Origin of the sequence: Arthrobacter sp. BPSS-3, from assembly GCF_044628475.1 — a bacterium.
GTDB lineage: Bacteria > Actinomycetota > Actinomycetes > Actinomycetales > Micrococcaceae > Arthrobacter.
This window is the reverse complement of the sequence record NZ_JBIMMV010000015.1, coordinates 10,356-28,514: the sequence shown is the minus strand read 5'-3', so window position 1 is coordinate 28,514 and position 18,159 is coordinate 10,356. Positions and strand designations below refer to the sequence as shown.

At 69.7% G+C, this 18,159-nt stretch carries 17 protein-coding genes; 5 read left to right on the top strand and 12 right to left on the bottom strand.

Features of this window, described 5'->3' with window-relative positions; all coding sequences use genetic code 11:
• Positions 1–8: 8 nt before the first annotated feature.
• On the bottom strand, positions 9–455 hold the full coding sequence (locus ACFVY3_RS16960) for a universal stress protein (RefSeq protein WP_400160624.1): 447 nt from the start codon (positions 453–455) through the stop codon (positions 9–11).
• Between the two features lie 420 nt (positions 456–875).
• Between ACFVY3_RS16960 and ACFVY3_RS16955 the strand changes: the two genes are divergently transcribed.
• Positions 876–1,571, top strand: coding sequence for a response regulator (locus ACFVY3_RS16955; protein WP_400160623.1), 696 nt, complete (start codon positions 876–878; stop codon positions 1,569–1,571).
• 60 nt (positions 1,572–1,631) lie between these two features.
• On the opposite strand, the gene ACFVY3_RS16950 is transcribed toward ACFVY3_RS16955, so the two are convergent.
• The gene (locus tag ACFVY3_RS16950; protein WP_400160622.1) at positions 1,632–3,329 is read right to left on the bottom strand and encodes a GAF domain-containing protein; all 1,698 of its coding nucleotides are present in this window, start codon (positions 3,327–3,329) and stop codon (positions 1,632–1,634) included.
• Positions 3,330–3,503: 174 nt separating this feature from the next.
• Between ACFVY3_RS16950 and ACFVY3_RS16945 the strand changes: the two genes are divergently transcribed.
• Complete coding sequence (locus ACFVY3_RS16945) at positions 3,504–4,016, top strand: pyridoxamine 5'-phosphate oxidase family protein (protein ID WP_364137370.1); 513 nt, start codon at positions 3,504–3,506, stop codon at positions 4,014–4,016.
• Between the two features lie 30 nt (positions 4,017–4,046).
• Here the strand turns inward: ACFVY3_RS16945 and ACFVY3_RS16940 are convergent, their stop codons facing one another.
• The 3 genes from ACFVY3_RS16940 to ACFVY3_RS16930 are packed head-to-tail and all read right to left on the bottom strand — an operon-like array spanning position 4,047 to position 7,409.
• Positions 4,047–4,898, bottom strand: a complete 852-nt coding sequence (locus ACFVY3_RS16940) for a transglutaminase N-terminal domain-containing protein (protein WP_377970561.1) — start codon at positions 4,896–4,898, stop codon at positions 4,047–4,049.
• Positions 4,895–5,821 carry an alpha-E domain-containing protein gene (locus tag ACFVY3_RS16935; RefSeq protein ID WP_290258886.1) on the bottom strand — a complete coding sequence of 309 codons (927 nt, stop codon included), beginning with the start codon at positions 5,819–5,821 and terminating at the stop codon, positions 4,895–4,897. Before ACFVY3_RS16935 ends, ACFVY3_RS16940 begins: the two co-directional genes overlap by 4 nt.
• Complete coding sequence (locus ACFVY3_RS16930; protein ID WP_400160621.1) at positions 5,814–7,409, bottom strand: circularly permuted type 2 ATP-grasp protein; 1,596 nt, start codon at positions 7,407–7,409, stop codon at positions 5,814–5,816. The genes ACFVY3_RS16935 and ACFVY3_RS16930 overlap by 8 nt, the downstream gene beginning before the upstream one ends.
• Before the next feature lie 175 nt (positions 7,410–7,584).
• Here ACFVY3_RS16930 and ACFVY3_RS16925 point away from each other — a divergent pair, with 175 nt between their 5' ends.
• Together ACFVY3_RS16925 and pepN are read left to right on the top strand one after the other, a co-directional pair.
• Entirely contained in the window at positions 7,585–8,634 is a 1,050-nt protein-coding gene (locus ACFVY3_RS16925) for a YeiH family protein (protein WP_400160620.1), read from the top strand.
• Between the two features lie 34 nt (positions 8,635–8,668).
• Positions 8,669–11,272 carry an aminopeptidase N gene (pepN, locus tag ACFVY3_RS16920; protein ID WP_400160619.1) on the top strand — a complete coding sequence of 868 codons (2,604 nt, stop codon included), beginning with the start codon at positions 8,669–8,671 and terminating at the stop codon, positions 11,270–11,272.
• 77 nt (positions 11,273–11,349) lie between these two features.
• Here the strand turns inward: pepN and ACFVY3_RS16915 are convergent, their stop codons facing one another.
• From ACFVY3_RS16915 to ACFVY3_RS16895, 5 genes are all read right to left on the bottom strand, one after another.
• The gene (locus tag ACFVY3_RS16915) at positions 11,350–12,456 is read right to left on the bottom strand and encodes a lipoyl protein ligase domain-containing protein (protein WP_364137380.1); all 1,107 of its coding nucleotides are present in this window, start codon (positions 12,454–12,456) and stop codon (positions 11,350–11,352) included.
• Between the two features lie 102 nt (positions 12,457–12,558).
• Entirely contained in the window at positions 12,559–12,816 is a 258-nt protein-coding gene (locus ACFVY3_RS16910; RefSeq protein ID WP_290258891.1) for a type B 50S ribosomal protein L31, read from the bottom strand.
• 173 nt (positions 12,817–12,989) lie between these two features.
• Complete coding sequence (locus ACFVY3_RS16905) at positions 12,990–13,796, bottom strand: TrmH family RNA methyltransferase (RefSeq protein ID WP_400160618.1); 807 nt, start codon at positions 13,794–13,796, stop codon at positions 12,990–12,992.
• A 1-nt stretch (position 13,797) separates the two neighbouring features.
• On the bottom strand, positions 13,798–14,583 hold the full coding sequence (locus ACFVY3_RS16900) for a sulfite exporter TauE/SafE family protein (RefSeq protein ID WP_400160617.1): 786 nt from the start codon (positions 14,581–14,583) through the stop codon (positions 13,798–13,800).
• Between the two features lie 19 nt (positions 14,584–14,602).
• Positions 14,603–15,388: an ABC transporter ATP-binding protein gene (locus ACFVY3_RS16895; protein ID WP_364137387.1), complete on the bottom strand. Its 786-nt coding sequence runs from the start codon at positions 15,386–15,388 to the stop codon at positions 14,603–14,605.
• 201 nt (positions 15,389–15,589) lie between these two features.
• Here ACFVY3_RS16895 and serB point away from each other — a divergent pair, with 201 nt between their 5' ends.
• Entirely contained in the window at positions 15,590–16,486 is an 897-nt protein-coding gene (gene serB, locus ACFVY3_RS16890) for a phosphoserine phosphatase SerB (RefSeq protein ID WP_400160616.1), read from the top strand.
• Between the two features lie 97 nt (positions 16,487–16,583).
• Here serB and ACFVY3_RS16885 read toward each other — a convergent pair whose 3' ends face one another.
• Together ACFVY3_RS16885 and ACFVY3_RS16880 are read right to left on the bottom strand one after the other, a co-directional pair.
• The gene (locus ACFVY3_RS16885) at positions 16,584–17,339 is read right to left on the bottom strand and encodes an SDR family oxidoreductase (protein ID WP_377970570.1); all 756 of its coding nucleotides are present in this window, start codon (positions 17,337–17,339) and stop codon (positions 16,584–16,586) included.
• A 213-nt stretch (positions 17,340–17,552) separates the two neighbouring features.
• Positions 17,553–17,972: an Hsp20/alpha crystallin family protein gene (locus tag ACFVY3_RS16880; protein WP_290258897.1), complete on the bottom strand. Its 420-nt coding sequence runs from the start codon at positions 17,970–17,972 to the stop codon at positions 17,553–17,555.
• Positions 17,973–18,159: the final 187 nt, after the last annotated feature.

Genomic DNA, 18,159 nt, shown 5'->3' with positions numbered 1-18,159 from the left:
TCCTCTTCCTAGTGCCGCTTCTCCGGCGTGTGCACCACGAGGACCGGGCAGTGCGCGTGGGCCACGAGGGCAGAACTGACCGAGCCGAGCAACAGTCCGCCGAAGCCGCCGTGGCCGCGCCGGCCCAGCACCATCAGGTCCGCGTTGCGGGACTCGTCGATGAGGACCCGCCGCGGGTTGCCCTGCACCAACCGGGACTCGACGTTCTCCGGGAGCGTGTCACCGAAAGCCGTGGTCAGCGCCTCCTGCAGAATCTCTCCGGCCCGGACGTCGAAGTCGTTGATGCCCATGGCCACGTACCCGTCGTAGACCGGCGGGAAGTCCCAGCAGGCCAGGGCGGTGACGCGGGCATGGAAAGGCTCCGCCAGGACCCGTGCCTGCCGGAGGGCCTCCACCGAGGCGTCCGAACCGTCGACGCCTACCAGGATGCTGCGGATGCCCTGTGCCTCGCTCATCTGTGTTCCCCTTCGCTTGCCCGCCTGTGCTGCCTTGTGCCGTGCCCGAACCCGTTGCACGGGTGGGGCATGGCTTCAAACACTACGGCGACGGCGTTCCCCGGCTAGGGCCAAAGGTCACCTTTGCCGGCTCCGCCGCGCCGGGGGACGAACGGCCCTTTACGCAGGTGAGCACGGGGGATGAGAATGGCCGTGGCAGCGGTTTACCGGCGGAGATCCCGTCGGCACAGCCCGCCCGGGGACACAGTTTCGGGCGCACCGCCGCCGCCGTGGCTTCGGGGGGAGCCACAGTTGAATGAAGGTTGGATCGTCAGTCTGCCGCAGTCCGCTGCCGGCAGGACGCGTGAACAGGGCGCCGGCCGGGCGCCGGGGTCCGTCAGGCTCCCGGGCAGCCTCGGACGGCGGCCGGATGGGAAACACATGATTGCCTGGGCAGATGCCGGTCTCACCGCACCAGAGGGCACCGCGGCGGTGATCAAGGTCTTCATCCTCGACGACCACGAGCTGGTCCGCCGCGGATTGCAGGAACTCCTCGAGGGCGAGGGATTCCACGTCGTCGGAAGTTCCGGCTCCGCAGTGGAGGCCACCCGACGCATCCCGGCCCTGCACCCGGACGTCTGTGTCCTGGACGCCCGGCTGCCGGATGGAACCGGGATCGAGGTCTGCCGCGACGTCCGCTCCATCGATCCCTCGTTGAACTGCATCATCCTCACGAGTTTCGACGACGACCAGGCACTGCGTGGCGCGGTCCTCGCCGGCGCGTCCGGCTACATCCTCAAGGAGATCGGCGGGACCGACCTGATCGGGGCGCTGCGGCGCGCCGCGGCCGGCGAGTCGCTCTACGAAAAGGGCGTGGCGGAGGGCGTCATGGAGAGCCTGGTGGAACCGGAGGAAGTCGATCCGCGGACCGCCGCGCTGACGCCGCAGGAACGCCGCGTGCTGGAGCTCGTGGGCGAGGGACTGACCAACCGGCAGATCGCTGCCGAGATGTTCCTCGCCGAAAAGACGGTGAAGAACTACGTCTCCTCGCTGCTGGCCAAGCTCGGCTTCGAGCGGCGGACCCAGGCCGCGGTGTTCATCGCCAGCCCGGCCGCGCAGCACGCCAACGGCGCCTGAGCCGGTCGCCACAGATCCCCGGGCACGCAGGCCTGAAAACGACGCCGGCCTGCGCCCGGGCTAGAGCGGGACGGACCACTCCACGCTGGTTCCCTCGTCCGGGGCTGAGACGATCACGCACTCGCCGTCGAGCATCCGTGCCCTGTCCTCCAGATTGGCCAGGCCGTTGCGGGCCGCCGCGTTGGTGAAACCCGAGCCGTTGTCCGTCACCACCACCGTGACCCGGCCCTTCACCACGGCCACCGAGACGGAAATCGCGTCCGCGCCCGAGTGCCGGATGGCGTTGCTCAGCCCCTCGGAGACCACGGCCACCACATTGTCGGCCTTCTCCGCCGGGACGGTGTCGATCGGTCCGGTCAGCGTCAGCCGCGGCGTGAACGGCAGCGATTTCGCCGAACTCCTGGCCACGCGGCGGATCCGTCCGCTGAGCGGGTCGGAATCCGTCTGGCTGTGCCGGAGCGAGTAGATGGTGTCCCGGAGGCTGCGGATAGCTTCGTCGAGCTCCCCGGTAATGTTCCGGATCCGTTCGGTGGCGAGGTCGTCCTTGGTGAAACGTGCCAGGCTCTGGACGCTGAGGCCCGCGGCGAAGAGCCGCTGGATGACGAGGTCGTGCAGGTCACGGGCGATCCGGTCCCGGTCGGTGAAGACGAGCAGTTCCTCCCTGAGCCGGTGAACGCGCGCCAGTTCCATCGCCAGCGCCACGTGCGAGCCAAACACGGCCCCCATCTCCCGATCGGTCCGGTCGTACGGGGCGGCCTCGGGCTCCCGGGCAAGCAACAGAAGTCCGTGGTGGGAGCCGCGGGCGCTGAGGCCGACGGCCAGCAACGGTCCGGTGCTGTGGTCATCGCATAGTTCCAGCACGCTGGAGGCCGAGGGAAAGAGGACCGGTTCGCCACCGGCGAGGACCTCCTGCAGTTCGGGATGGTTCAGCAGGAGCGGGGCGCCGCTGAAGTCGGCAGCCTGCTCCCCCGCCGCGCCGACCACCACGTGGCCGGCGGCTGAGTCGGCTGGGGCGACAATCAGCGCGAGCCGGGACCGCGATTCGAGCCGGGCCCGCTCGGCAATGGGATCGAGGTCGGATTCAAGGTGGTCTCCGTCGCCGGCGAGCATCGTGCCCGTGACATCCATCGACGCCTCCAGCCAGCGTGCGCGGCGCCGGGCGTCGTCGTACAGGGTGGCGTTCTCGATCGCGACGGCGGCCGCCGCAGCCAGCGCCACGGCCAGGGCCTCGTCCTCATTGCTGAAGTCCTCTCCCCCGGCCTTCTCGGTCAGGTAGAGGTTGCCGAAGACCTTGTCCCGGACGCGGATGGGGACGCCCAGGAAGGTGTTCATCGGCGGGTGGTTCGGCGGGAAGCCGGTGGCCTCCGGGTGGGCGCCGAGCTTGTGCAGCCGCAACGGTTTGGGGTCGCTGACCAACAGGCCCATGACACCGTGGCCGGTGGGCTGGCGGCCGATCCGGGCGGCAGCCGCGGCGTCGATGCCGACGGTGACGAAATGGTTCAGGGTGTTGTCCTCTCCCATCACCCCCAGGGCGCCGTAACGTGCGTGCAGGAGGGTGCAGGCGGATTGGACGAGGCGTTCCAGTACGGCGTCGAGGCTCAGGTCCTCGGCCAGGGCCACCACCGCTTCCAGCAGTCCGGCCATTCGTTCCCGGGATTGCATCAGTTCCCCGCCCCGGGTGACGAGATCCCTGAGTACGTCTTCGGCTTTGGCGTTGCCGGACGCTATTGAGTCCGGTCCCTTATCAAGAGACTGCATGGTGCCCCCAAAAACTGTGCAAGATGCTGACATCCACCATCCACGCTGATGGTTTGCTGTCAGCAATACTCCCACTCCCGGGCGCCGGGGGCCAGAGCCGGAGCACCCCAATTGCGGCCCGGCGGGACGTTGGTCCCTAGATCGCGGCGGGCCTTCTGGCATAAGCTCGCCGCCATGAGCACTGACCCGCAGCAGACAGGGCACCCCGTGGACAAAAAGGACGCCGCATCAGGACCGCATGCCGTTGAAAACCTGGACAACCACGAATGCTGGCGGCTGCTGCGCAGCGTCAGCGTCGGCCGGATGGCGGTCTGGGTGGATGACCATCCGGATATCTTCCCGATCAACTACAAGGTGGACCACGGCACCCTGGTGTTCCGCACCGCTGACGGCACCAAGCTCCAGGCCGCCACGGGCGACACTCCGGTGGCGGTGGAGGCCGACGGCGTGGACGCGGACACCGGGATCGCGTGGAGCGTGGTGGTCAAGGGCCAGGCCGCCCCGGTGAAAAACCAGGAGGAAGTGCTGGACACCGTGGGCCTGCTCCTCTTCCCGTGGCAGGCGGGAAAGAAGGAACACTTCGTCCGGATCACCCCGGATTCCGTGACCGGACGCCGCTTCAAGATCGTGCCGCCCCTGACCTGGTGGACGCCGCTGGACGACGCCACCCGCTCCGGCCTGGAGTAGCCGGATGGCGTTGCCCTATCCGGTGCCTGCTCAGGCCAGGCGGGTGATCTCCACCGTCACGGACAGTGCCGAACCGCCGCCGCCGGAGAGGATGCCCTTCAGCGGGGGCACGTCCCGGTAGTCCCGGCCGCGGGCCACGGTGACGTGGAAATCCCCGGCAGGCTTGTGGTTCGTCGGGTCCCAGCTGCGCCACTCGCCGTCCCACCACTCCAGCCACGCGTGCGACTGGCCGGCGACGGTCTCGCCGATGGCCGCCGTCGAGCGCGGGTGCAGGTAACCCGAGACGTAGCGGGCGGGGATCCCGCAGCTGCGCAGCGCGCCGATGGCCAGGTGGGCCAGGTCCTGGCAGACGCCCTGGCGCTGGTTCCAGGCCTGCTCCGCGTTGGTGGTGACGCCGGTGGAACCCTTCATGTAGGTCATCTCCCCGCGCATCCACTCGAAGACGGCCATGGCCGCCTCGTGCGGATTGCGGCCGGCGACGACGCCGGGGACGATCTCCAGGACCTCGGCGCCGGGACCGGTCAGCTGCGACTGCGGGATCCAGTCGCTGAACTGGTCCAGCGTCTCCGGGGCGGTGAGCACGTCCCAGCCCACGATGTCGGCCTCCGAAGGGATCCGCTCCACCCGGTGCACCTCCACGGTGGTGGTGGAGAGGACCTCGAGGTGCTCGTGCGGCATCTGCATGTCGAACGCCGTGACCCGGGTGCCCCAGTAGTCCCGGTAGCTGCTGAGCGCTGCCTGCGAGGGTGAGACCTTCATGGAGGACTCCAGGACCACCTGCTGGGGGTCCGTCAGCGGCGTCATCCGGGCCTCGTTGTAGGAGAGGGTGACGCGCTTGTTGTACTTGTACGCGGTCCGGTGCGTGATGCTCAGCCGGGTCATGAAACTTCTCCCACCCAGGCCAGTTCGTCTGCCTGATTGAAGTACTTACGGGAAATGGCGTCCGAGGCCTGCGAGACGGCCTTCTGCACGCGCTCCATGTGCTCGGGCAGCTCGGACATCAGGTCATCGGTCCGGTGGAACTCGAGGAAGGTGCGGGCCTGGCCCACGATCCGGCGAGCATCGTTGATGAAGCCCACGCGCTGGGCCGACGGGTCCAGCTTGGCCAGGCAATCATCCGCGTCGCGCAGCGCGTACACGATCGAGCGCGGGAAGAGCCGGTCCAGCAGCAGGAACTCGGCCGCGTGCTGGTCGCCGAAGGCCGCCCGGCGGGTGCGGAGGAAGGATTCGTAGGCCCCGGCGCAGCGGAGCATGTTCACCCAGGACATGCCGGCGGAGAGCACGTCGCGGGTGGAGAGCATGCGGGCGGTCATGTCGGCGCGCTCCAGCGACCGGCCGAGGACCAGGAAAAGCCAGCTTTCGTCGTGGCTGACGGTGGTGTCGGCGAGGCCGCTGACCATGGCGGTCCGCTCCAGCACCCAGTTGCAGAACCGGTAGGTGCCTACCACGTCCTTGCGGTGCTGGTTCAGCCCGTAGTAAGTGGTGTTCAGGCTCTCCCAGAGGCCGGAGGAGACGGTTTCCCGGGCGCGGCGCGCGTTCTCCCGGGCGGCGCCGAGCGATCCGGCGATGGAGGTGGCGCTGTGCTTGTCGTAGGCCAGGTCGTGCAGCAGCTCGTCCAGGCCGAAGTCCTCGGACTGGGGGCGGGCGCCCATCACGGCCAGCAGCTCCCGGGCGACGCTGCGCTGTTCCTCCATCGGCAGGTGGTTCAGGCGCTCCAGGTGGACGTCCAGAATGCGCGCGGTGCCGTCGGCCCGCTCCACATAGCGGCCGATCCAGAACAATGATTCCGCGATCCGGCTAAGCATGTTCGGGTACCTCCTGGGCCTCGGCCATTTGCTGCTGTTGCTGTTCCTTCTGGCTGTCGCGCCAGTTGCTTTCCACCGGCCAGACCGAGACCCGCTCGCGGATGGCGATGGCCGGCTTCGGGATGACCTCCACGGGCACCTGCGCCGAATCGGCCAGCACCCAGGTGTCCTTGGACCCGCCGCCCTGGCTGGAGTTCACGATCAGTGAGCCCTCCTTCAGCGCCACCCGGGTCAGGCCGCCGGGGAGCACCCAGACGTCGTCGCCGTCGTTGACCGCGAAGGGGCGCAGGTCCACGTGCCGGGGGCCGAACTTGTCGCCGCTGAGGGTGGGGACGGTGGAAAGCTGCAGCACCGGTTGTGCGATCCAGCCGCGCGGGTCCGTGATGATCCGCTTGCGCAGGGCGTCCAGCTCCTCGCGGGAGGCGTCGGGTCCGATCACCAGGCCCTTGCCGCCGGAACCGTCCACCGGCTTGACCACCAGTTCATCCAGCCGGTCCAGGACGTGTTCGCGGGCTTCCTTCTCCTCCAGCCGGAAGGTGTCCACGTTCGCGATCACCGGTTCCTCGTTGAGGTAATAGCGGATCAGGTCCGGGACGTAGCTGTAGACCAGCTTGTCGTCGGCGACGCCGTTGCCCACGGCGTTGGCGATGGTGACACCGCCTGCCCGGGCGGCGTTGACAAGGCCGGGGCAGCCGAGCATGGAGTCGGAGCGGAACTGCAGCGGGTCGAGGAACTCGTCGTCGATGCGCTTGTAGATCACGTCCACGCGCTGCTCACCGGCGGTGGTGCGCATGTAGACGCGGTTGCCGCGGCAGATCAGGTCGCGGCCCTCCACCAGCTCCACGCCCATCAGGCCGGCCAGCAGGGTGTGTTCGAAGTAGGCGCTGTTGAAGACGCCCGGGGTCAGGACCACGACGGTGGGGTCGTCGACGCCGGAGGGCGCGGTCTTGCGCAGGGCCGAAAGCAGCCGGCGGGGGTATTCCTCGACCGGGCGGACGCGCTGCTGGCCGAAGGCCTCGGGCAGGCCCTTGGCCATGGCGCGGCGGTTTTCGAGGACGTAGCTGACGCCGGAGGGGACGCGGACGTTGTCCTCCAGGACGCGGAAGGTTCCGGCCTCGTCACGGATGACGTCGATGCCGGAGATGTGCACGCGGACGCCGCCGGCGGGCTCGAAGCCGTGGACCTGGCGGTGAAAGTGCGCGCTGGTGGTGACGAGCTGCCGCGGGATAACGCCGTCGGAGACGACGGCCATCTTGTCGTAGACGTCATTCAGGAACGCCTCGAGCGCCCTGACCCGCTGGGCCACGCCGCGTTCCAGGACGGTCCACTCGTCCGCCGGGATGACGCGCGGCACGATGTCCAGCGGGAACGGCCGCTCCTCCCCCGCGAAGTCGAAGGTGACGCCGCGGTCCAGGAAGGTGCGGGCCATCGAATCGGCGCGGGCGGTGACGTCGGCGAGGGAGAGTTCGCGGAGCGCCCCGGCCACCTGGCCGTAGGAACGGCGGGCCTGCTGGCCGGGCGCGAACATCTCGTCGTACGCCCCGCTGCGGCCGGCGGCCTCGGAGTAATCCTGAAAAAGGTCAGACATGCCCACTAGCCAACCATTTTTTGGTCCCGATTTCATATCGGCGCACCCCTTTTGGCGTGTTGCAGCCCACGCGGTGCCGTGGTACAGCTCACGCCGGCTCCGGACCGGGTGACGGCGGCCGATCCGGTGGCATGGCAGGCAGGGTTTTCCCGCCGAAATGGGGATTCCGGGCCCGATGCGGCACAGTGGACCCGTGCCCCGAGACCTTCACCCTTTCACCGCTTCCCTGCGCGGCCTGCCGCCGCTGCTTCCCGGGCTGCTGGCCTGCGCCGCCGCCGTCGCTGCCGCCCTGGCCGTCCACGCGCTGGTGCCCGCGCTGCCCGCCATGACGGTCGCCGTCGTGCTCGGCCTGCTCGCCGCGAACTTCCCGGGCGTCTCCGCCTGGACATCCGGCCCCGGCCGGGCCGGACTGGGGTTCGCCGGGAAGCACCTGATGCGCAGCGGCATCGTGGTCCTGGGCCTCAAGGTCAGCGTGGTGGACGTCCTCGGCCTCGGCTGGCCCGCGCTGCTGCTGATCACCGGCGTCGTCCTGGTCTCTTTCGCCGGCACCTATGGCATCGGCCGGCTCTTCCGACTGCCCCCGACCGTGTCGCTGCTCATCGCCACCGGCTTCGCGATCTGCGGCGCCTCCGCGATCGGGGCCATGGCCGCGGTCCGCCGCATCCGGCAGCAGGACACGGTGTTGCCGGTGGCCCTGGTGACGCTCTGCGGCACCCTCGCCATCGGTGTCCTGCCACTGCTCACCGGCCCGCTGGGACTGGGCCCGCAGCTCTTCGGCGCCTGGGTGGGGGCATCCGTGCACGACGTCGGCCAGGTGGTGGCCACCGCGCAGACCGCCGGCGCCGCGGCCCTGGCGGTGGCGGTGATCGTGAAGCTGACCCGGGTGCTGCTGCTGGCCCCGATGGTGGCCGTCGCCGGGCTGCACCACCGGCTTCGCGATGATTCCGGCGGGACCATGCCTCCGGTGGTGCCCTTGTTCGTGCTGGGGTTCGTCGCGATGGCCGCGCTCCGCTCCACCGGGGTGCTGCCCGCGGGCGTGCTGGAGGCGGCCGCCCTGCTGCAGGACATCCTGCTGGGCATGGCCCTGTTCGGGCTGGGGTCCGCCGTCCGGGTCCGCGAACTGCTGCGGACCGGCACCCGGGCGCTGCTCGCGGCCCTCGCGGCGTGGCTGCTGATCGCCGCCCTCGGCCTCGGCGCGGCGGTCCTGATGCTGCCCGGGCACTGAGCTGCGCGGGGCGCCTGCGTGATTAGATAGCAGCGTGTCCAACCAGAATTTGACCCGTGAAGAAGCGGCCGCCCGCTCGGCCCTGATCACCACGCACAGCTACGATGTGTCCCTCGATGTCCGGCAGGCCGCGGACCCCACGGTGGCCGGCTACCCCAGCCGCAGCGTCATCACCTTCGCCGCCGCCGAACCAGGGTCCAGCACCTTCCTGGACTTCATCAGCTCCGAGGTGCACAGCGTGTTCCTCAACGGCAAGGGCCTGCCCGTGGCCGACGTCGTCGACGGATCCCGGATCCGGCTGGACAACCTGCAGGCCGAGAACCAGGTCACCGTCACCGGCACCGCGCTGTACAGCACCTCCGGGGAAGGCATGCATCGGTTCTTCGACCCCGCCGACGGCCAGTGCTACCTGTACACCCAGTACGAGCCGGCCGACGCCCGCCGGGTCTTCGCCAACTTCGAACAGCCGGACCTCAAGGCAGAGTTCACCTTCCATGTGATGGCGCCGTCGGGCTGGCAGGTCGCCTCCAACGGCGTCGAGGCCGCCCGTACCCAGCTCACCAGCGACCCGGCCACCAGCCGCTGGGACTTCGCCCCGACCAAGCCGGTGTCCACGTACATCACCAGCGTCCTCGCCGGCCCCTACTTCCGCGCGGACAGCAGCTGGCAGGGCACCCTCTCCGACGGGACCGCACTGGAGGTGCCACTGGCCGTGTACTGCCGGGCGTCGATGGCCTCCTCCTTCGACACCGATGAGCTGTTCCGGTTGACGGGCAACGGCCTGGACTTCTTCAACCGGCTCTTCGACTACCCCTACCCGTGGGGCAAATACGACCAGGCGTTCGTCCCCGAATACAACCTCGGGGCGATGGAAAACCCGGGCCTGGTGACCTTCACCGAGAGCTACGTCTTCACCTCCCGGGCCACGGATTCGCAGTACCAGGGCCGGGCCAACACCCTCTTGCACGAGATGGCGCACATGTGGTTCGGCGACCTGGTCACGATGCAGTGGTGGAATGACCTCTGGCTCAAGGAATCCTTCGCCGACTACATGGGCACCCTGGGCGTGGACCGGACCACGGACTGGGACACCGCCTGGGTGAACTTCGCCAACAACCGCAAGGCGTGGGCCTATGTCCAGGACCAGCTGCCCACCACCCACCCGATCGTGGCGGACATCCCGGACCTGGAGGCCGCCAAGCAAAACTTCGACGGCATCACCTATGCCAAGGGCGCCTCGGTCCTCAAGCAGCTGGTGGCCTATGTGGGGTTCGAGGACTTCATCGCCGGCTCACGCCGCTACTTCCGCGACCACGCGTTCGGTAACACCAACCTGGCCGACCTGCTGGCCGCCCTCAGCGCCGCCTCCGGCCGGGACCTGGGCCCCTGGGCCCGGCAGTGGCTGCAGACCTCCGGGATCTCCACTCTCACACCCGAGATCACCGACGAGGACGGGGTGCTGACCGCCGTGGGCGTGCGACAGGACGCCACCGACCCGGTGACCGGCTCCCCCGAACCCCGCCCGCACCGGCTGCGGATCGGCCTCTACAACCGCGATGCGGACGGCGCCGTGGTCCGCACCGACAGCGTGGAGACCGACGTCGACGGCGGACACACCGCCATTCCGGACCTCACCGGAAAGCCCCGGCCGGAGCTGCTGCTGGTCAACGACGAGGACCTCAGCTACGCCAAGGTCCGGCTGGATCCGGTGTCCGAGGCCACGGTCCGGGAATCCCTGGACCGCATCACCGACCCGATGGCCCGCGCGCTCTGCTGGACCGCGCTCTGGGACTCGGCCCGGGACGCCGTCACGCCCGCCGCGGACTACGTAGCCGCGGTGCAGCGGTTCGGTCCCGCGGAAACCGGCATCGGCGTGCTGCTCGCGATCCTGGGCAACGCCGCCACCGCCGTCGAACGCTACGTCCCCGCCGCGGAACGGGACGCCGTACGCCGCACCTTCCTCGACGCCGCCGTCGCCCAACTCGAGCAGGCCGCCCCCGGCTCGGACCAGCAGCTGGCCTGGGCCCGCACCGTTGCCGCGGCCAGCCGCCACGACGGCAGCCGCCTGCCCCTGCTGCGCGGCCTGCTGGACAGCAGTACCGTGATTGAGGGGCTGGCCGTCGACGCCGAACTCCGCTGGAACCTCTGGCACGCCCTCGCCGCCAACGGCCAGGCCGACCCGCACGAGCTCGACGCCGAACTCTCCCGCGACAACACCGCCTCCGGCCGTTCGGGACACGCCACGGCCCTGGCCGCACGGCCCGACCCGCAGGTCAAGGCCAAGGCGTGGGAGGCCGCTGTCAACGGCACGGACCTGTCCAACCAGCAGCTCAGCGCCACGATCGCCGGCTTCACCACGGCGCGCGCGGAATTGCTGGCCGGCTTCGTGGAGCCCTACTTTGAGGCGCTGGAGCGGGTCTGGGGCAGCCGCAGCATCGAGATCGCCAGCAGGATCGTCCGCGGGCTGTACCCGGCGGGGCAGGATCTCAGCGGCCACGCCCCGGCAGAGCACCCGGTGGTGGTCAGGACGGACCGCTGGCTCACCGAGCACGCGGACGCGCCGCGGGCCCTCCGACGGATCGTCATCGAGCAGCGCAGCCACCTGCTGCGGGCGCTCACCGCGCAGGCCGCCGGCTAACGCACCCGCCCGCTAACTTACCTCCAGCGGGCAACGGCAGCCGGCTGGCTGCCGTTTACGGACGTGGCGGGTGCGGGCTACGGGACCCGGTGCAGCCACTCCTCGGTGGCGAACTTGGCCTCCACCCGCGCCCGCGCGGCGTCGAGTTCGACGTCGGTAAGCTCGGCCGGCGTCGCGCCGTACCGGTCGGTGAACACCTCGATCATCGCCGCCACGATGTCGGCCCGGCTCAGGCCGGTCTGGCGGCGCAGCGGGTCCACGCGCTTCTTGGCGCTGGTGGTGCCCTTGTCCGAGAGCTTCTCCTTGCCGATCCGGAGCACCTCGACCATCTTGTCGGCGTCGATGTCGTAGCTCATGGTCACGTGATGCAGCATGCCGCCGTTGGCGAGCCGTTTCTGCGCGGCGCCGCCGATCTTGCCCTGGTCCGTGGCGATGTCGTTGAGCGGGACGTAGAAGGCGTTGATGCCCACCTTTTCCAGGGCGGCGAGGACCCAGGCGTCCAGGAAGCCGTAGGAGTCGGCGAAGCTCAGCCCGTCCACCAGAGTCTGCGGCAGGTAGAGCGAGTAGGTGATGCAGTTGCCGGCTTCCATGAACATGGCGCCGCCGCCGCTGATCCGCCGGACCACGCTGATGCCGTGCCGGCTGACGCCCTCGGGCTGGACCTCGTTGCGGACCGACTGGAAGCTGCCGATCACCACGGAGGGCTCCTCCCAGTCCCAGAACCGCAGGGTGGGATTGCGGCGCCCGGCACCGACCTCCTCGGTGAGGACCTCGTCCAGGGCAACGTTCACTTGCGTGGGCAGCACCGTGGGGGCGATGACGTTCCAGTGGTGGTCGCCCCAGCCGGTGGCCTTGGCCAAGGCCCTGCGCACGGCGATCGCGACGGCCTCGGCGGACAGGCCGAACAGCACGGTGCCCTCCGGCAGCGCCGCGGTGACGGCGGCGGCGAGGTCGGCCGCCGGAGTCTCGGCGGGGAGCCCGGTGAGGGCCCGGTTGATCTCCGGCAGCGCCTCGTCGGGCTCGAGGAAAAAATCGCCGCTGATGGACACGTGTCTGAGCACGCCGTTGTCCACCTCGAGGTCGGCGACCACCAGCTTGCCGCCGGGGACCTTGTATTCGCCGTGGCGGCGGCCGCCGTCGCCGTTTCCGTCTGCCGTTGCGGGGGTGGAAGAGGAGGAAGTCATACCCTCAATCCTGCCACGAGCGCGGCGGCGGGACAGGGCGGCGGTTAACGCGAAAGGCCCGCACCGTTGCCGGTGCGGGCCTCCCAAGACCTTGGAGCAGAATTACTTCTTGCCGCCGAAGCCCTTGAAGCGAGCGTTGAAGCGCTCGACGCGGCCTGCGGAGTCCATGATGCGCTGCTTACCCGTGTAGAACGGGTGGGACTCGGAGGAGATTTCGACGTCGATGACCGGGTAGGTGTTGCCGTCTTCCCACTCGATGGTCTTCGAGGAAGAAACGGTGGACTTGGTCAGGAACTTGACGCCGGAAGCCAGGTCGTTGAAAACAACAGCTTCGTACTTCGGGTGGATATCTGCCTGCATAATTGGACCTTTGTTCGCGCAACTGGATTTTGCCAGCTGCCAGGTATGAGTTGGAGTTGGCGTGCCGATCACACGGCACGGCCAGCTGTCAATGATACCGCAGTCACGGGCCTCCCGCGAACGCGGGGCCGCAGGTGCCGGCGCCAAGTACGTGCGCAGGCCAGGGCGCCGCCTCAGCGGGCGCGGAGTTCCCAGAACGCGACCGCGGAGGCCGCGGCGACGTTCAGCGAGTCCACGCCGGGACGCATTGGGATCTTGACCGCGAGGTCGACGGCGGCGAGGGTCTCCGGGCTCATGCCGGCGCCCTCGGTGCCGAGGACCAGCGCCAGCTTCTCCGGGTTGCGTGCGGCGAGCTCGTCGACGTCGACGGCGTCGTCAGTGAGCTCCATGGCGGCCACGGTGAAGCCGTGGTCCCGGAGGACGGCAAGGTCCGCGGGCCAGTCCTCCAGCCGCGCCCAGGGCACCTGGAAGACCGTGCCCATGCTGACCCGGACGCTGCGGCGGTACAGCGGGTCCCCGCAGCGCGGCGTCACCAGCACCGCGTCCAGGCCAAGGGCCGCAGCGGAGCGGAAGATGGCGCCGACGTTGGTGTGGTCCACGATGTCTTCGAGCACGGCGACGCGGCCGGCGCCGGCGAGCAGCTCCGGCAGCGGCACCGGGGCCGGACGGTGCATGGCGGCCATGGCCCCGCGGTGCAGGTGGAATCCGGTGATCTCCTCCAGCAGGGCGGCCGGGCCGACGTAGACCGGGACGTCCGGGTACCGCTCGAACACGTCCGCCAGGTCCGCGAGCCACTTTTCCGCGAGGAAGAAGGACCGGGGCCGGTGGCCGGCGGCGAGGGCCCGGCGGAGCACACGGGAGGACTCGGCGATGTACATACCCTCGGCGGGTTCGCGGATCTTGCGGAGGTGGACGTCGGTCAATTGGGTGTAGTCGGCGACGCGGGGATCGTCCGCGGACTCAAGGTGGTGCAGGGGCATCTCAGTTCACCAGCTTCGCGATCATGAACCCGAGGGCCACCAGGCCCAGGGTGAAGATGACGCCGCGCAGCACGGCGGGCGGGAGCCGGCGGCCCACCTTGGAGCCGATGAACCCCCCGATCAGGGAGCTGACGGCGATCAGGCCCACGGCGGGCCAGCTGATCCGGTCGAACGCGAAGAGCAGGTAGGACGCCGCCGCGACGATGTTCACGCCGAGGACCAGGATGTTCTTCATGGCGTTGGCGTTCTGGATGGTTCCGGCCATGAAGACGCCGAGGATCCCGACCAGGAGGATGCCCTGCGCGGCCACGAAGTAGCCGCCGTAAACCCCTGCCAGGTAGACCAGCACCACGAGCAGGGCGCTGTGCCTCTTGTCCCTGGCGGCGGTCTCCGGATTCGATTCCCGGTTTTGCACCCAGCGCTGCAACCGGGGCTGGAAGGCCACCATGAGCAGGGCTAGGACGATCAGTCCCGGGGCGGCGTACTGGAAGACCACCTCGGGAAGGTGCAACAGCAGGTAGGCGCCGGTGATGCCGCCCAGCAGGGAGGCGGGCAGCAGACGGATGAGCTGGCTGCGGCGGCCGGCGAGTTCCTTGCGGTAGCCCCAGGCGCCCGCGGCGTTGCCGGCCACCAGTCCGGTGGCGTTGCTGATCGAGGCCGTGACCGGCGCGAAGCCGAGGGCGATCAGCACCGGGAAGGTCACCAGCGTGCCGGAGCCCACCACGGAGTTGATGGTCCCGGCCCAGAGGCCGGCGAAGAAGACAAAGATGCTGTCAAGAAGGTCCACGCGCGTTCAGGGACCCCGCTTAGCGGCGGGCGGTGGCGGTGTAGCGGCCCCCGGTTTCGGTGACGTCCAGCTCGACGCCGAAGGTCTCTCCGAGGTTCTCCGCGGTGAGCGTCTCGCGCAGCGGGCCGGCGGCGACGATGCCGCCGTCGCGGATCAGCAGGGCGTGCGTGAAGCCCGGCGGCACCTCTTCGAGGTGGTGGGTCACCAGGACGATGGCGGGGGCGTCCTCGTCCGCGGCGAGTTCGCTCAGGCGCTGGACCAGGTCCTCGCGCCCGCCGAGGTCCAGGCCGGCGGCCGGTTCGTCGAGCAGCAGCAGTTCGGGATCGGTCATCAGGGCGCGCGCGATCTGGACGCGCTTGCGTTCGCCCTCGGAGAGGGAGGCGAAGGGGCGGTTGAGCAGTGGGCCCATCCCCCATTCGTTGAGCAGGGCGAAGGCGCGGCGCTCGTCGTCCTTCTCGTAGCCCTCGCGCCAGCGGCCGGTGACCCCGTAGGCGGCCGTCACGACGACGTTGAGGACCTTTTCATGTTCGGGGATCTGGTTGGCCAGCGCCGCGGAGGACAGGCCGATCCGGGGCCGCAGTTCGAAGACGTCAACTGCACCCATGACCTCGTCGAGGATCCCGGCCTTACCGGAGGTGGGGTGCAGGCGGGCCGCGGCGACCTGCAGGAGCGTGGTCTTACCCGCGCCGTTGGGGCCGAGGACCACCCAGCGTTCGCCCTCCTTGACCTGCCAATCCACCTTGTCCAGGAGCGTCTTCGCCCCGCGGACAACGCTGACGGCGGCCAATTCAAGAACTTCACTCATAGGAGTAGACACTAGGACAAAAAAGCTGACGATTGATAACCGGAGCGGCGCACCTCCCCCGGCGCCACCGTCCGGGTCCGCCCCCGTGGCCTGACCAGTGCCCCGGCGGCGCTGCGCCCCGGTGGTGACCGGCGTCACCGCGGCCCCTTCGCGGCGTCATGGATGCGGGCCGGCACCGGCCCGCTCGATAGGATTGGGGCCATGATTTCCCACGTGACCGCGGTCAGTTACGGCCCCGCCCTGTCCGACGACGACCTCCGGCAGGTCCGCGGCGCACTGGCCGCCGCCGGGCTGGCCATCACCGCCGAGGACACCGCCGGCGACGGCCGCTACACGGTCCACACCGCGGAGTGCACGACCTCGGAACCGCTGACCGACGCCGCACTGGCCGGACTGCGGAAGGCCGTCTCCCCCGCCGTCGGCGCCGGCTTCGGCACCGCCCTGGTGCCGGACAGGCTGCGGAGCGCGCCGCGGAAGCTCCTGCTGATGGACGTCGATTCGACCCTGATCAAGCAGGAAGTGATTGAACTGCTGGCGGCCTACGCGGGCAAGCGGGAGGAGGTCACCGCCGTGACGGAGGCGGCGATGCGCGGCGAGCTGGACTTCGCCCAGAGCCTCCACGCCCGGGTGGCGGTGCTTGCCGGCCTGCCGGCCGCCATCGTGGACGATGTCCGCGCCGAGGTCAGCCTCAGCGAGGGGGCGGCAGAGCTGGTGGCGGCCTTCAAGGCGGCCGGCCATGCCGTGGCCGTGGTGTCCGGTGGCTTCAACCAGATCCTCGGCCCGCTGGCGGCCGCCCTGGGGCTGGACCACTGGATCGCCAACGAGCTCGAAATCGTCGACGGCGCCCTCACCGGCCGCGTCCTCGGAGACGTCATCGACCGGGCCGCGAAGGAAAAGTATCTCCGCGATTGGGCGGCGGCCGAGGGCATCCCGCTGGAGCACACGATCGCCGTCGGCGACGGCGCCAACGACCTGGACATGCTCGGCGCCGCCGGCATCGGGGTGGCGTTCAACGCCAAGCCCGCCGTCCGCGCCGCGGCCGATGCCGCCGTCGACATGCCCTACCTCGACACGGTCCGGCACATCGCGGGGGTTTAAGCAGGCTCTGATCCCGGACACACCGCACACGGCAAAGGCCGGGGCGCCAGCCCCGGCCTTTGCCGTGTCCGCGGAAGATTCCGCGGTGGAGATGTGGCTAGTTGCTGCCGCTCTTTTCGAAGTAGTCGGAGCCGCCGACGTACTCGGTGTGGCCGCTCTCGACGTCGGCGGTGGCCATCTTGGCGACCTCGGCGGCGAATTCATTGACGGAGTACAGCTTGCCGGCCTCGGCGCGGCGGGCCTCGATGGCGCCGGGGTTGGAGCGGTCCAGCAGGGTGGCGGTGACGGTGCCCTCGATCATGTCGCCCGAGACGACCACCAGGGAGATGCCCTTGTCGGCCAGGCTCGGGACCAGCTCGCGCAGCGCGTCCTCGCCGGCGCGCTTGCTGCGGGCCACCGGCTCGTACTCGGGCATGGTGGGAACCGTGTCGATGAAGTGGGCCTGGTGGCTGGTGACGAACACGACCCGGGAACCCTCTGGCATCAGCGGCACGGCGGCGTTGAGCATGTTGACCTGGGCGTCGCGGTTGAGCTTGAGCGCGTAGCCCTCCTCCATGCCGCTTTCCATGCCGCCGGAGGCGTTGAGGACCAGCAGGTCCAGGGAGCCGAAGTTCTCCATGGCGGCGCTGGCCAGGGCCTGGACGCCTTCCTGGGTGGTCAGGTCCGCTCCGACCGCGGCGGCCCGGCCGCCGGCGGCCTCGATCTCCGCGACAACCTTGTTGGCCCGAGGTGCCTTCTGGCGGTAGTTCACGATCACGGCGGCGCCCTCGGCGGCCAGGAATTTCGCCACGTCGGCGCCGATGCCGCGCGACGAACCGGTCACGATCGCGGTCTTGTTCTCCAGCAGTCCCATTCGAGCTCCTTTGTTCCATCCATCCAAATTGCGTGGGGTCTGCTGTCCATCATGCCAGCGACGCCGGGCAAAGGGGTTGTACGGGACCCACAAAGAAGCCGGAGCAGCCTAGTTCCGGCGGTCCGTCCGCGGCGTGCCGGGGACGGGCAGCCGGCAAGGCACGGCGGCCCGCCCCGGGAGACGGGCATCCGGTTGGACCAATCCGCTGGAAACCTAACCCCGGTCCACCCGGATCTTCTTGCTGGCTTCCGCGGCGGCCGTTGCCGGGGCCGGGGCGCGGACTTCGAGGACCCCGTCCTTGTAGGTGGCTGTAATGTCCTCTTCCTTCGCGCCGGCCGGCAGGGCGACGCTGCGCGAGAACGAGCCGTAGCGGAATTCGGAGCGGTAGCCGTTCTTGCTCTTGTGCTCGGACTTTTCCTCGCGTTCGGCCCGGATGTGCAGCATGCCGTCGCTGACAGAGACGTCCACGTCCTTGTCCGGGTCGATGCCCGGGACCTCCGCGCGGACCACCAGGGTGTTGCCGTCCTGGAACTGCTCGACCTTCATGGACGGCGTCATGGACAAGTCACCGTCGAGGAACCGGCGGACGGGTTCCAGCATGTCCGAGGGAGCCCATTTGCTGAGTTCGGTCACGATCTTTCCTCCTGGGTGCACGCCCCGCCTCGGTGTGGTGGGGGCTGTGCGTCCAGTACATGACGGCGCGGGCTGGGCGGCTAGGGCCAAAAGGCCGACGGCGGGGGGGGGGGGGGGGGGGGGGGGGGGGGGGGGGGGGGGGGGGGGGGGGGGGGGGGGGGGGGGGGAGGGGGAGGGGGGGGGGTGG

Coding starts and splice junctions, on each gene's coding strand:
- ACFVY3_RS16960 (WP_400160624.1), bottom strand. CDS start 455: ATGAGCGAGGCACAGGGCATCCGCAGCATCCTGGTAGGCGTCGACGGT.
- ACFVY3_RS16955 (WP_400160623.1), top strand. CDS start 876: ATGATTGCCTGGGCAGATGCCGGTCTCACCGCACCAGAGGGCACCGCG.
- ACFVY3_RS16950 (WP_400160622.1), bottom strand. CDS start 3,329: ATGCAGTCTCTTGATAAGGGACCGGACTCAATAGCGTCCGGCAACGCC.
- ACFVY3_RS16945 (WP_364137370.1), top strand. CDS start 3,504: ATGAGCACTGACCCGCAGCAGACAGGGCACCCCGTGGACAAAAAGGAC.
- ACFVY3_RS16940 (WP_377970561.1), bottom strand. CDS start 4,898: ATGACCCGGCTGAGCATCACGCACCGGACCGCGTACAAGTACAACAAG.
- ACFVY3_RS16935 (WP_290258886.1), bottom strand. CDS start 5,821: ATGCTTAGCCGGATCGCGGAATCATTGTTCTGGATCGGCCGCTATGTG.
- ACFVY3_RS16930 (WP_400160621.1), bottom strand. CDS start 7,409: ATGTCTGACCTTTTTCAGGATTACTCCGAGGCCGCCGGCCGCAGCGGG.
- ACFVY3_RS16925 (WP_400160620.1), top strand. CDS start 7,585: ATGCGGCACAGTGGACCCGTGCCCCGAGACCTTCACCCTTTCACCGCT.
- ACFVY3_RS16915 (WP_364137380.1), bottom strand. CDS start 12,456: ATGACTTCCTCCTCTTCCACCCCCGCAACGGCAGACGGAAACGGCGAC.
- ACFVY3_RS16910 (WP_290258891.1), bottom strand. CDS start 12,816: ATGCAGGCAGATATCCACCCGAAGTACGAAGCTGTTGTTTTCAACGAC.
- ACFVY3_RS16905 (WP_400160618.1), bottom strand. CDS start 13,796: ATGCCCCTGCACCACCTTGAGTCCGCGGACGATCCCCGCGTCGCCGAC.
- ACFVY3_RS16895 (WP_364137387.1), bottom strand. CDS start 15,388: ATGAGTGAAGTTCTTGAATTGGCCGCCGTCAGCGTTGTCCGCGGGGCG.
- serB (WP_400160616.1), top strand. CDS start 15,590: ATGATTTCCCACGTGACCGCGGTCAGTTACGGCCCCGCCCTGTCCGAC.
- ACFVY3_RS16885 (WP_377970570.1), bottom strand. CDS start 17,339: ATGGGACTGCTGGAGAACAAGACCGCGATCGTGACCGGTTCGTCGCGC.